The sequence below is a fragment of the Amaricoccus macauensis genome (genome assembly GCF_014201905.1).
Lineage (GTDB): Bacteria > Pseudomonadota > Alphaproteobacteria > Rhodobacterales > Rhodobacteraceae > Amaricoccus > Amaricoccus macauensis.
Map to the genome: position 1 here is coordinate 387,416 of NZ_JACHFM010000002.1, position 12,744 is coordinate 400,159.

The window sequence follows — 12,744 nt, forward strand, 5'->3', positions numbered from 1 at the left end:
TCAGCCGCCTCCCGTCATCGCGGCCGCTGGCGGCGGCGACATGTTGGTTCGCATCCCCGAGAGCCCCGGGCCGCCGCTTCCCCGCCGGCCGAGCGCCCGTCGCCCCACCAGAAGCTGCATCGCGCCGATCACCACCAGCATGACGAGGATCAGCACCGTCGCGTAAGCCACGGCGATGCCGTATTCGTTGTTCTCCACCCGGCCGACGATGTAGCTCGTCGCCATGTCGTAACGGCCGCTGACGAGGAAGATGATCGCGCTGATCGCTGTCATGGCGCGCACGAAGGAATAGACCAGCGCCGCGAGGATTGCAGGCTTCAGGAGCGGCAGCACGATGCGCCGCAGTGTCGCCGCCGAGCCTGCGCCGAGGGTGAGCGAGCTTTCGTCGAGGCTCTTGTCGATCTGCGCCATCGACGCGATGCCCGCGCGCACGCCCACCGGCATGTTGCGGAAGATGAACGAGATGACGAGGATGATGCCGGTGCCGGTCAGCTCGATCGGCGGCACGTTGAAGGCGATCACGTAGGAGACGCCGATCACCGTGCCCGGAATCGCGAACGACAGCATCGTCCCGAACTCGAAGAGCCGCTTGCCCCGGAAGCTCTGGCGCACGAGGAGCCACGCGGTGAGGAGCCCGATCGCGGCGGTGAGCGGCGCCGCGACGACGGCGATCCAGATCGTCGTCCAGAACGACGACCACGCCGAGCCGCGCCAGAGCAGCCCGTGGTCGGTCCATGTGACGCCGAACGCCTGCAGATAGTGCCCGAGCGTCAGGCTGTGATCGACGCCCCAGAGCCGCACGAAGCTGCCGTAGACGATCGTCCCGTAGATGAGGAGCGACAGCCCGACCCAGAGCCCGACCACGGCATAGAGCGCGAGAGTGAGCGGTCGGGGCAGGGCAGGGTGGATCCCCGCGTCGCCCTTGCCGGAGACCGTGGTGTAGGAACGCCGGCCGAGCCAGAACCGCTGTGCGTAGAACGCGGCCAGCGTGAAGATGAGCAGCACGACGGCGAGGGTCGCGGCCATGCCCGGATCGTTCTGCGCGCCGACGATGGCAAAGAAGATCTCGGTCGAGAGCACGTCGAAGTTGCCGCCGAGCACCAGCGGATTGCCGAAGTCCGCCATGGACTCGATGAAGCCGAGCAGGAAGGCATTGGCGAGGCCCGGGCGCATGAGCGGCAGCGTGACGGTCAGGAACGTCTGCCAGCGCCCGGCGCGCAGCGTTTGCGCCGCTTCCTCCATCGACGGGCTCACCCCCTCGACGACGCCGATCAGCACCAGAAACGCGATGGGTGTGAAGGCAAGGGTCTGGGCGATCAGCAGGCCCGGCAGGCCGTAGACCCAGCGGGTGGGCTGAAGCCCGAAGACCTCGGCGCCGAGCTGCGTGAAGAAGCCTGAAAGCCCGAAGAGCAGGATCACCGCAAGGCCGATGACGAAGGCGGGCGTGATGATCGGCAGGATGGTGAGCGCCCGCAGGACGCGGCGCCAGCGAAAGCCGGTGCGGGTGGCGACGAGCGCGAAGGCGAGGCCGAGCAGCGTCGAAGTGATCCCGACGAGCACGGCGAGAAAGAACGAGTTCCACGCCACGCCGCAGCGCGGGCCGCCCGTGAGGCACGAGAGCGACCAGAGCCGGGCGGAGAACAGGCGTTCTCCGAAGGCCGCGACCGAATAGCTGCGGTCGTCGGTGATGAAGGCGTTCGCCAGCATCTGCAGGATCGGCACGAAGACGAAGATCGTGACCGTGGCGACGACGAAGGCGATCGAGCCGGTGACGAAGACATCGCCCCCCGCCGCGCCGCGCGCCGCGATGCCGCGCGTCATGAGGAAAAGAAACGCGAGCGCGGTCAGGAGCGCGCCGTAGCCCACGCCGTACTGGCGCTCGCCGATCTTGCCGAAGACGTCGGTCAGCCAGCCGTAGCGCCAGCCCCGGTGGCCGATCGAATAGCCTTGTATCACCAGCCACGCGAGGCCGATGGCGCCGATCACCACAAGGAGCCGCCCGAACGCCGGGTCGGCGCGGTCACGGCCCCATGTCAGGAGCGGCGCGAGAAGCACGAGGCCGAGCGGCGCGAGCCAGAGCTTTTCGCCCTGAAGGGCGAGAAAGAGCGCGGGCCCTGCGTCCTCGTCGAACGGCCAGCCGTCGAGCAGCCAGGCAAAGCTCCAGAAACCACCCTCGACCGCGTACCACGGCAGCAGGCAGAACCCGACGAGCCCGACCAGTATCCAGAGCCGGACGGTCGGGTCGAGCCCCGGGGAGCGGGCGTGCGGCACGACGGCGGCGTTCGTCACTGCGGCTGCGAGGCCACCTCGTCATCCCAGCGTTTCAGAAGCCGCTTGCGCTCCTCGGACGAGCCGAACTTCTGGAAGTCGTAGTCGATGAGCTTGATCGTCGAGAGATCGGGCGCGAGCGGCGACTGCGTGGCGGCCTTGTTGGACGGGAGCTGGAATGACTTCACGGTCTGCGCCTTCGACTGCACCGGCGCGGAGAGCGCCCAGTCGTAGAACTTCTTCGCCTCGTCCTCGTTGCGGGCGCCGGCGATGATCGACATGGAGCCGATCTCGTAGCCCGTTCCCTCGCAGGGCGCGACGGGCACTACCGGGAAACCGGCGGCGACCTGCGCCACCGCGTCGTGCAGGAAGACAATGCCGACCGTCGTCTCACCGAGACCCGCCGCCTTGATCGGCGCGGAACCGGATTTCGTGTACTGGTTGACGTTCTTGTGCAGCGCCTTGAGGTATTCGAAGGCCGGCTCCTCGCCCATGAGCTGCACGAGCGTCGCCAGCATGGTGTAGGCGGTGCCGGACGAATTCGGGTTCGCCACCTGAATTTGGCCCTTGAACTCGGGCTTCACGAGATCGGCCCAGCACTTCGGCTCAGGCAGGTTGTTCTTGGCCAGCAGGTCCTTGTTGTAGCCAAACCCGAGCGCGCCGGAGTAGACGCCGACGGTGCGGTGATTGCCCGCCTCGGCCTGCTTGATCGCCCAGTCGTGGAGCTCGGGCATGAGCGGGGACTCGTATTCTTCGGTCAACTCTTCCTGCGCGGCCTGCAGGTGCGGGTCGCCGGTGCCGGCCCACCAGACGTCACCCTTCGGATTGTCGGCCTCGGCCTTCACCTGCGCGTAGATCTCGCCCGAGCTCTTGCGCGTCATGTCGACGGTGATGCCGGTCTCGGCCTCGAAGTCCTTCGCCATCAGCTGGCACCAGGCCTCGTCCGCGGCACAGTAGAGAGTCAGGCTGTCGGCCCGCGCGACCTGAGCCAATGTCACGCAGAGCGCCAGCGCAGCTGTCGAAGTGATGAGCGTTCGCATCGGTCGTTCCCTCCCCAGGGTGTACCGTTCTTCCGCCTCTCTCCGGGGGCGGCCTGCGTCAGGGTGCGGCGAATCCCGATGTGATGCAATCGTGTTCATGGCGGATCATCCCGACGATCCACCTTGCTGTGCGCCCGGGATGCAGCAATGATGCACAGGTGGTCAAGCTGGTGTCGCCAAGTGCCGTCTGTGGTCGAGCCGAAAGCCAGAGCCTTCGTCAGCGCGCAGCAGGTCGCGGAGCGCGCCGGTGTGTCGCGTTCGGCGGTCTCACGCACCTTCACCGCCGGGGCGAGCGTCTCCGATGCCACCCGGCGCAAGGTGCTGCGCGCCGCCGAGGAACTCGGCTACCACGTCAATCATCTCGCCCGGGGCCTCATCCATGACGAGAGCGGGATCGTCTCCCTGCTGGTGGCGGAAATGGCGACGCCCTTCCAGTCGGCGATGCTCGCCGCACTGACCCGACGGCTTCAGGCGGCCGACCGGGTGGCGCTGGTCATCGATACCTCCGGCGGGGTCGATGGCGTCGAGGCGGCGCTTCGCCGGTCGCTCAACTACCGCGCGGGGGCCAGCGTCGTGCTCTCGGGCGCCCCCTCCGCCAGCCTCGTCGCCGCCTGCGTCAACAGCGGCCAGCGCGTGGTGCTCATCAACCGCGACGACCCGATCGCAGGACCTGCGCAGGTTTCCGTCGACAATGCCGCCGCCGCACGCGAGGCGCTCCACATGCTCGACCGCTGCGGCTGCCGGCGCGTCGCGCTCGTCTCCTCGACCGCGGGCACGCCGAGCATCGTCACACGAGAGCAGGCGTTCACCGCCGCTGCCGCAGAGCGCGGCATTGCCTGCACCGTGGTCCGTGCCGGCCCGACCGGCTACGCCGCCGGCTTCGACGCGGGCCGCAGCGTGCTCAGCGGCTCGGTCCGGCCCGACGCGGCATTCTGCGTCACCGATCTGCTCGCCTGCGGCTTCATGGACGCCGCGACCCGCGCCTTCGGCCTCGCGATCCCGGACGAGCTGTGCGTGATCGGTTTCGACGATATCGAGCAGGCGGGATGGGCGGCCTATGACCTGACCACCTTCCGTCAGCCGGTGGACGAGATGGCCGGGCACATCATGGCGCTCCTGACCGCACCGGAACCGGACGGCACCGTCCGCCGCTTCCACGCGACACCGGTCTGGCGCGGCTCGGTCAGGCCGCGCTGACCGGCCCGACAAGGCTCGGCGAGGGGCTTCGGTCGCTCAGGCGAACCCGAGGCCCGTCGCAGCCGCGAGGGCGTCCGCGACGCCCGGCGCCGCGGCGATGACCGGGCCGCCATCGGCGAGGCTGCCGTGGCGGAGGAACGGCCCGGCGCGGCCGCCGGCTTCCTCGACGAGCAGCAGTCCCGCGAGGCAGTCCCAGGCATTCATATGCACCTCGGCATAGCCGTCCGATCGGCCGTCGGCGACGAAGGCGAGGCCGAGCGCGCCAGACGCACCGCGGCGCACGTTCATCCCGAGGTCGAGCAATGCCGACATCGCCGCGAGGTAGCGCGCGTTCGGCACCCGCGGCGACCAGCCGAGTTCCACGGAGGCGGTGGTCAGATCCCGCGTCGGCGCGACGGAGATCGGTGCGTCGTTGCGGGTGGCACCGGCACCGCGCCGGGCGAAGTGCAATTCGTCGAGGACGGGGTTGCAGATCGCACCGATCTCGGTGGTGCCGTCGCGGACGAAGGCGATCGAGATGCAGAAGTGCGGCAGGCCCCGGGCAAAGTTCGCGGTGCCGTCGATCGGATCGACCACCCACGTGCCGTGCGCGATGGTGCCGCCGGTCTCCTCGCCGAGAAAGCCGTCGTCGGGAAAGGCATCGGCGATCGCCTCGCGCACCAGGCGCTCCACCGCGGCGTCGGTCTCGGTGAGATAATCCTGCGGCCCCTTCATGCGGACCGCGCCCGGAGTGATCCGGGCGAAGCCGTCGAGCGCCACGGCACCGGCGCGACGGGCAAGCTCCCGGCAGAAGTCGGCCCGCGCATCCAGTCCGTCCTGCCCCACGCCGATTTTGCCCGCCATCCGACTGGTTCCTTCTCCGCGATCATCACCGGCAAGTGCTTTCATGGCGTGAGAGTCATGTCAACGCTGATGCACGCCTGTGCAAAATGCCAAGGCCGGTATGATCGTCCGGGTGGTCGCGACTATCACGGCAATCTGTTCGGCTGAAGTCTGCCGAGTCGAGTATTTGGAGACGTTTCGCACAGTCTGCTCGGCAAGCCTGTTGTCATTCTTGCACTCGGGTGCAACGATACTGTCATGCAAATGGGGACCAACATACCGGCAGCAGGTCTGGCGGCTCATTCTGGTGGAGCCTTGCCGTGACCGGATCCGTGGTGCTCCTGCACCTCGGCGGCGCGGTGGCCCTCATGCTCTACGCAACGCGAATGGTGCGAACCGGGGTCGAGCGGGCTTACGGCGAGGTTCTGCGCCATCGGCTCCGGCGGACGATGGACAAGCCGCTGATGGCGGTGCTGCTCGGCACCGGGCTTGCGATCGCGTTCCAGAGCTCGACGGCGGTGACGCTGCTCATCTCGTCGTTCGCCGGGTCGGGCATCGTCGGCGGGCTGACGAGCCAGCTGGCGGTGCGCGGCGCCGAGGTCGGCTCGGCGCTGGTGGCCAAGCTCCTGAGCTTCGATCTCTCGCTCCTCGTGCCGGTGGCGCTCATCGCCGGGACGGTGCTCTTCATGGTGACCGAGCGGCGGGAGTACCGCCAGATCGGCCGCATCCTGATCGGGATAGGCCTGCTGCTGCTCTCGCTCGGCATGGTCGGCTCCGCATCGGAGCCGCTGCGGGAAAGCCCGGCGCTGCCGGCGGTTGTCTCGTATTTCTCCGGCGATCCGCTGACCGCGTTCCTGCTGGCGGCGTTCGTCACCTGGGCCTTCCACTCGTCGATCGCGGCGATCCTCCTGCTTGCGGCGCTCGCGGGGCGCGGGATCATTCCGGGTGATCTCGCGATCGTTCTGGTGCTGGGGGTGAACCTCGGCAGCTCGTTCATCGCGCCGATCCTGACCCGCACGATGGCGCCTGACGCGCGGGTGGTGCCGATCGGCAACCTGCTGATGCGCGGCGCCGGCTCACTCGCGATGCTCGTCGCCTTCGAGACGTTTCACCCGGCCTTGAGCTTTCTCGGCAGCGAAGGCGCGTCGCGCGTGGTGAACGCGCACCTCTTCTTCAACGTCGTCGTGCTCTGCCTCGGGGTGCCGCTCGCGCGCGTCACCTATGCCGCCTCAAAGCGGCTGGTGCAGCTCAGTTCGCCGCCGGAGCCGGTGGCGAGCCTTGCCGACATGGAAATTTCCGCCCTCGACGAGCGGGTGATCGACGTGCCGCGGCAGGCCCTCGCCAACGCCACGCGCGAGGTCGTGCGGATCTGCGAGCTGGTCGAGATCATGCTCGCGCGCGTCATCGACCTCTACTCCGATCCCGACGAGGAGCGGATCCGGGCGCTCGCCGCCCTCGATGACCGGCTCGACCTCAAGCATCGGGCGATCAAGCTCTATCTCGCCCGGGTGACCGCGCAGCCGCTCGACCCGGTGGACGCGCTTCGGGCGCAGGAACTGCTCGGCGCCTGCGTCAAGCTCGAGCAGGTCGGGGATATCGTGGTGCGGAACCTCCTCGCGCAGGTGCGCAAGAAGATGAAGTATCACCTGCACTTCACCCCGGAAGGCTGGGCGGATCTGGTCCGGATCCACCAGTCGGTGCTCGCCACCGCGCGCCTTGCCTTCAACGTGCTGGTGAGCCGCGACCTCGAAACCGCGCGGCAGATCGTCGAGGAGAAGGAGCGCCTGCGTGACCTCGAGCGCGCGTCGAGCGACCGGCATTTCCTGCGCCTGAGCGAGGGGACGCCCGAGAGCATCGAGACGAGCGCGATCCATCTCGACACCATCCGCGACCTGAAGCAGATCAACTCGCTTCTCGCCTCGATGGCCTATCCGGTGCTCGAAGAGCGCGGCATGCTCCGCGGCTCGCGCCTGCGGGCGGTCAAGTAGGCGTCCCCGGCGAGGGGCGCGCGTTTGCGGCGTTACTTGCTCCGGCGACTCTTCGAGGAAGACTTCGAGCTCGACGGCTTCGGAAACATCGCCTCGGTCATCGTCTTCGCGAACGCCTTCTGCTGGCGTGCAATCTCGGCGGACCAGAAGCCGCGCGCAGGACCGGCGGCCTTGTTGGCGGCGCTGAGCCACATGCTCATCCAGGGATTCTTCATCAGGGGACTCTCCTTTGTTGCGGTGCAGCATACCACAAGGCGCCGCAAATCGCAAAGCGGTTGCGCGGTCGTCGCCCGTGACAACGCTTTACCGGGCTTTACCGGCGCCCGCCGTTCGTGGGAGCCTTGAACGAAGCGGGAGGACGCGGATGTCAGGTGAAACGGACGGCAGGATCGGCGGCGTGCGGTTGTCCGGGCGCCTGATCTGCACGTCGCAGGCGGAGGCGGACGCCGTCCGCGAGCACCTTCCCGAACACATCCGCCTGACGCGGAGCGAGCCCGGGTGCGTGTCGTTTGACGTCACCCGCACCGACGACCCGCTGGTCTGGCGCGTTGAGGAGAGCTTTCGCGACAAAGCGGCGTTCGAGTTCCATCAGCAGCGAACCCGAAGCTCGGCGTGGTGGGAGGCAACGGCCGGGATTGCGCGGGACTTCAGGGTCACCGGCCTCGCCTGAGACCGGGCGGAACGCCAGGGGCCGCATGCGCCCCGACGGGTGGTCGCGCGCGTGTCCCGTTGCCGCCGGCGGTGTTTCCCGGAACACCGCCAAGGGAACCGAAGCCGGTGTCTTCGGACTGTCGGCGCTCGTTCCTTTCCAGGCACAGGCCCTCAAAGCCGGTCCCGGAACGCCTCCAGTACCGCGGCGTAGACCGCGCGCTTGAAGGGGACGATGCGCTCGACCAGCGTCGACGTCGGCACCCAGGCCCATTCGCGGAATTCCGGGTGTTCGGTGTCGATGCGGACGTCGCTGTCCTGCCCGAGGAAGCGCATGAGGAACCAGCGCTGTTCCTGTCCGCGGAAGCGGCCCTTCCAGAGGCGAGGCACCAGGTCGAAGGGCAGGTCGTAGCGCACCGGCTCCGCCGCCTCGGCCACCACCTCGACGAGGCCCTGCGTCACGCCGGTCTCTTCCCAGAGCTCGCGCAGCGCTGCGTCACGCGGGGACTCGCCCGGGTCGACGCCGCCCTGCGGCATCTGCCAGGCGGGCTCGGGGTTGTCGAGCCGCTGCCCGGCGAAGACAAGCCCCGCCGGGTTCAAGAGCATCACGCCGACGCACGGCCGATAGGGCAGGGCGTGGATCTGGGCTTCGGTCAGCACGCGCTTCGTCAGTTCGCGCTCTCCTTGACGCCGGTGTTCTCGGACGCGAGGTAGGACATGCCGCGCAGGATGTCGATTGCGTAGCTGAGCTGATAGTCCTCGGCCCGGAGCTTCGCGGTCTCTTCCTTGTGCTTGCGGTCCTCTTCGAGGATCTTCTTCTCGTCCGGCGTCAGGCTGTCGTTCTCGAGCGACCCGCGCAGATCGGCTTCCGAGCGCAGCGGCATCGGGTTCTGCTGCTCCTGCGACTGGGCGACGTCCTCGGGGGCGCGCTGCTCGACGATGATGTCCGGGGCGACGCCCAGCGCCTGAATCGAGCGGCCGGACGGGGTGTAGTAGCGCGCGGTGGTGAGCCGGATCGCGCCCTCGCCCTCGATCGGCATGATGGTCTGGACCGAGCCCTTGCCGAAGGTCTGGGTGCCGATGATGACGGCGCGGTGGTGGTCTTTCAGCGCACCTGCGACGATCTCTGAGGCGCTGGCCGAGCCGCCATTCACCACGACCGCCATCGGCTTGCCGGTGGTCAGATCCCCCGGGGTCGCGTTGTAGCGCTCGCTGTCGCGCGGGTCGCGGCCGCGGGTCGAGACGATCTCACCGGAATCGAGGAACGCATCGGAGACCGAGATCGCCTGATTGAGCAGCCCGCCGGGGTTGTTGCGCAGGTCGAGCACGACGCCCGTGACCTTGTCGAGGCCGCCGACCTGCTCGATGTCGGCCTTGAACTGCTTCTCCATTTCCGGGAACGTCTGCTCGTTGAAGGTCTTGAGGCGCAGGATGATCACGCCGTCCTCGACGCGGGACTCGACCGGCGAGATGGTGATCGTCTCGCGCTTCAGCTTCACGTCGAACGGATCGGGCGTGCCCTGCCGCGAGATGGTGATGGTGATCTCCGAGCCGACCGGCCCGCGCATCATCTCCACCGCCTCGTTCAGGGTCAGGCCCTGCACGCTGTCGCCGTTCACCTGGACGATGAGATCGCCCGGTTTGATGCCGGCCGCGTCGGCTGGGGTGCCCTCGATCGGCGAGACCACCTTCACGATGCCGTTTTCCTGCGTCACCTCGATGCCGAGGCCGCCGAACTCGCCCTTGGTCTGGACGCGCATGTCGTCGAAGTCGTCGGGCGGCATGTAGCTCGAATGCGGGTCGAGATGCGTCAGCATGCCGTTGATCGCCGCCTCGATCAGCGTCTTGTCGTCCACCGGCTCGACGTAGGAGCTGCGGATCCGCTCGAATATGTCGCCGAAGAGATCAAGCTCCTGGTAGACGGACTTGCCCTTGTCCGCCTCCTGCGCCAGCAACGGCCCGGCGAGCTGGGTGCTCACCAGCGCCCCGAGTGCCGCGCCACCGAGCCCGGCCATCCAGATCTTCTTCATCGAGCGTTCTCTTCCTATCGGTTGTCCCTGGCGAAAAGGGGCTCCGGATCGATGGGGCCCCGGTCGCGTCGGACCTCTATATACAGGGTTTCTCCGGCTTCGGTGCCAGTCTCAGAGTCGGGTAACATCACATATTCTTCAACGTTTGGCGTTCTTCCGCCGAGAACGCCCAGCAGTTCGCCCCGCCGCACCGGCGCGCCGGTCTCCACCCGCAGTTGCGCGAGTCCGGCGAGCACGATCATCGTCCTCGGGTCAGGTTCCAGCACGACCACATAGCCATATTCAAGGAACGGCCCGGCGTAGCGGACGAGCGCGTCCGCCGGGGCGCTGACGAGGGCGAACGGACTTGCGGCAAGCACGATCCCCGGGTGACGCACCCGGGCCGCGTCAGGCTCGTTGTAGTGGCGCAGCACGGTGCCATCGACCGGCCAGGCGTAGGGAGAGGGTCCGTCCGGCGGCGCGGACGCGGGCGGCGCGGCGCTGGCACTGCGCGCCAGGGTCGCTGCGAGATCGGTGAGCGTCAGGGCGTCGCGCGCCAGCATCGTCGCAGACGGGCTTTCGGGGCCGGGCTGACCCGGGTTCGCCCGGGCGATCGCCTCGGAGAGCCGCTCTTGCGCGCTCGTGAGCGTCGCGAGGCCCGCGTGGAGGCTCATCTCGCCCTCGGTCCTGAGTTTGCGCGCCGCCTGCAGGCTGGTGAGCTCGTCCGTGAGTTTCGACGCCTGTTCCTGCAGCGCGGGGGTAAGATGCGACATCATCGCCGCCGCCTGCGCGGCACCGATCGGCCCGAGCGGGTGCATGGCCTGCGCGGGCTGGGGGGTGCGGCTCATGGTCTCGAGCGCGGCGAGGAGGCGCGAGATTTCCTGTCGCCGGTCGGAGAGATCGACGCCGATCGCCTGCTCCCGGCCAGCTGCCTCGGCGACGCCGTCGCGCAGGACCGAGAGCGCGGCGTCGTAGGCCTCGATGGCGCGGCCAAGCGCGGCGACCTCTTCCGGGGTGCCGCTCGCCGCCTCGAGGACGCCGCGGGCAGCCTCGATGCCCTTTGCGGCGCCCGCGATGCGGGCCGCCGCGCCGGCGAGCCCGTCCGCTCCGGCCACCACGGCCTCCGCGCCAGCCGCTGCCGGCAGCGCGCAGAGCAGCGCCATCGCAGCAAGGCGCGGGAGGCGCAAGGACCGCATCCCGGTCAGGAGAGCAGGCTCTCGCCGGTCATCTCTGCCGGCTGGTCGAGGCCCATGAGCGAAAGCAGCGTCGGCGCCAGGTCAGCGAGACGGCCGTCGTGCAGGCGTGCCCCTTCCGGCCCGCCCACGAGGATCACCGGAACGGGATTGAGCGTGTGCGCGGTGTGCGGGGCACCTGTCACCGGATCGACCATGACCTCGCAGTTGCCGTGGTCGGCGGTGACGAGCAACGATCCGCCCATGTCCTCGACCGCGCTGATCACCTCCCCAAGCCCCGCGTCCACCGTCTCGACGGCCTTGATCGCGGCTTCCAGCACGCCGGTATGACCCACCATGTCGGGGTTCGCGAAGTTGCAGACGAGCAGCGCGTACTCTCCCGAACGGATGGCGGCGACCAGATGCTCGGTGACCTCCGCCGCCGACATCTCCGGCTGGAGATCGTAGGTCCTGACCTTTGGGCTTGGCGCCATGTAGCGGACTTCACCGTCGTAGGGCGTCTCGACCCCGCCGTTCAGGAAGAACGTGACGTGCGGGTACTTCTCGGTTTCGGCAATGCGGAACTCCTTCAGGCCCTTCGACGCGACGTAGGCGCCGAGGGTGTTTTCAATGTTCTGCGACGGAAAGATCGCGGGCATGAGCGTGTCGAGGGCGTCGGAATACTGCACCATGCCGAGCATGGCCGACCACTTCGGCCGCCCCACCACCTCGAAGCCGTCGAACTTCGGATCGACGAGCGCGCCGAGGATCTGCCGAGCGCGATCGGCGCGGAAATTGGCGAAGAGCAGGCCGTCGCCATCGGCCGCACCCTTGTAGGCGCCGATGACGGTCGGCAGCACGAACTCGTCGGTCTCGCCGCGCGCATAGGCGGCGGTGATCGCGGCCTCCGCGGTCTCGGCGTGCTGGCCCTGCCCGTGGAGCATGGCATCGACTGCCTGCGTCACGCGCTCCCAGCGCTTGTCGCGGTCCATGGCGTAGAACCGACCGGAGACCGTGCCGATCGCGGCGCCCTTCGGCAGCGCGGCCTCAAGCTCGGCGATCTGGCCGAGCGCGCTCGACGGCGGCACGTCGCGCCCGTCGAGGAAGGCATGGACGATGACCTTGAGCCCGGCATTGGCGAGAACGGTGGCGGCAGCGGCGATCTGGCGCTGGTGGGCATGGACGCCCCCGGGCGAGGCGAGACCGGCGAGGTGGACGGTGCCTCCCGCCGCCGAGACCTTGCCGATGAAGGCCCCGAGTTCCGGGTTCACCGCGAAGCTGCCGTCGGAAATCGCGTTGTCGATGCGCGGCAGGTCCATCCACACCACACGGCCGGCGCCGATGTTGGTGTGGCCGACCTCGGAGTTGCCCATCTGCCCGATGGGCAACCCGACATCCGGGCCGCAGGCCAGGAGCTGGGCATGGGGCCGCGTCGACCAGATACGGTCGAAGTTGGGCGTCAGGCCCAGAGCGACGGCATTCGCCTCACGCGCAGGGTTGAGCCCCCAGCCATCCAGAATGCAGAGCACCACTGGCCGCATTGCTCATTTCTCCATGCATCGCGCCTCGATGGTCGCGTTTAACCCGCGGCGGCTGGCTT

General features: G+C 68.5%; 11 protein-coding genes. 3 read left to right on the forward strand and 8 right to left on the reverse strand.

Annotated features, from left to right (window positions below; genetic code table 11):
* Together HNP73_RS09425 and HNP73_RS09430 are read right to left on the reverse strand one after the other, a co-directional pair.
* Positions 1-2,289, reverse strand: coding sequence for an ABC transporter permease (locus HNP73_RS09425; protein WP_425486629.1), 2,289 nt, complete (start codon positions 2,287-2,289; stop codon positions 1-3).
* Positions 2,286-3,308: an ABC transporter substrate-binding protein gene (locus tag HNP73_RS09430; RefSeq protein ID WP_184148413.1), complete on the reverse strand. Its 1,023-nt coding sequence runs from the start codon at positions 3,306-3,308 to the stop codon at positions 2,286-2,288. Before HNP73_RS09430 ends, HNP73_RS09425 begins: the two co-directional genes overlap by 4 nt.
* Before the next feature lie 180 nt (positions 3,309-3,488).
* Here HNP73_RS09430 and HNP73_RS09435 point away from each other — a divergent pair, with 180 nt between their 5' ends.
* Entirely contained in the window at positions 3,489-4,505 is a 1,017-nt protein-coding gene (locus tag HNP73_RS09435) for a substrate-binding domain-containing protein (protein WP_221288435.1), read from the forward strand.
* A 36-nt stretch (positions 4,506-4,541) separates the two neighbouring features.
* Here HNP73_RS09435 and HNP73_RS09440 read toward each other — a convergent pair whose 3' ends face one another.
* Positions 4,542-5,348, reverse strand: a complete 807-nt coding sequence (locus HNP73_RS09440; RefSeq protein WP_184148414.1) for an inositol monophosphatase family protein — start codon at positions 5,346-5,348, stop codon at positions 4,542-4,544.
* Between the two features lie 299 nt (positions 5,349-5,647).
* Here HNP73_RS09440 and HNP73_RS09445 point away from each other — a divergent pair, with 299 nt between their 5' ends.
* Complete coding sequence (locus HNP73_RS09445; RefSeq protein WP_184148415.1) at positions 5,648-7,315, forward strand: Na/Pi symporter; 1,668 nt, start codon at positions 5,648-5,650, stop codon at positions 7,313-7,315.
* Between the two features lie 32 nt (positions 7,316-7,347).
* On the opposite strand, the gene HNP73_RS09450 is transcribed toward HNP73_RS09445, so the two are convergent.
* Positions 7,348-7,530 (reverse strand): hypothetical protein, encoded by a 183-nt coding sequence (locus tag HNP73_RS09450; RefSeq protein WP_184148416.1) that lies wholly within the window; start codon positions 7,528-7,530, stop codon positions 7,348-7,350.
* A gap of 149 nt (positions 7,531-7,679) precedes the next feature.
* Between HNP73_RS09450 and HNP73_RS09455 the strand changes: the two genes are divergently transcribed.
* Positions 7,680-7,985 (forward strand): putative quinol monooxygenase, encoded by a 306-nt coding sequence (locus HNP73_RS09455; RefSeq protein ID WP_184148417.1) that lies wholly within the window; start codon positions 7,680-7,682, stop codon positions 7,983-7,985.
* Positions 7,986-8,137: 152 nt separating this feature from the next.
* Here the strand turns inward: HNP73_RS09455 and HNP73_RS09460 are convergent, their stop codons facing one another.
* From HNP73_RS09460 to gpmI, 4 genes are read right to left on the reverse strand one after another with little or no spacing between them, the layout of a single operon-like run.
* Positions 8,138-8,620 (reverse strand): RNA pyrophosphohydrolase, encoded by a 483-nt coding sequence (locus HNP73_RS09460; protein WP_184150542.1) that lies wholly within the window; start codon positions 8,618-8,620, stop codon positions 8,138-8,140.
* Between the two features lie 11 nt (positions 8,621-8,631).
* A complete protein-coding gene (locus HNP73_RS09465; RefSeq protein ID WP_184148418.1) occupies positions 8,632-9,993 on the reverse strand; it encodes a S41 family peptidase in 1,362 nt (453 codons plus the stop codon).
* Positions 9,994-10,007: 14 nt separating this feature from the next.
* Positions 10,008-11,159 (reverse strand): murein hydrolase activator EnvC family protein, encoded by a 1,152-nt coding sequence (locus HNP73_RS09470; protein ID WP_184148419.1) that lies wholly within the window; start codon positions 11,157-11,159, stop codon positions 10,008-10,010.
* Between the two features lie 14 nt (positions 11,160-11,173).
* Positions 11,174-12,685: a 2,3-bisphosphoglycerate-independent phosphoglycerate mutase gene (gene gpmI / locus HNP73_RS09475; protein WP_184148420.1), complete on the reverse strand. Its 1,512-nt coding sequence runs from the start codon at positions 12,683-12,685 to the stop codon at positions 11,174-11,176.
* Positions 12,686-12,744 lie beyond the last annotated feature (59 nt).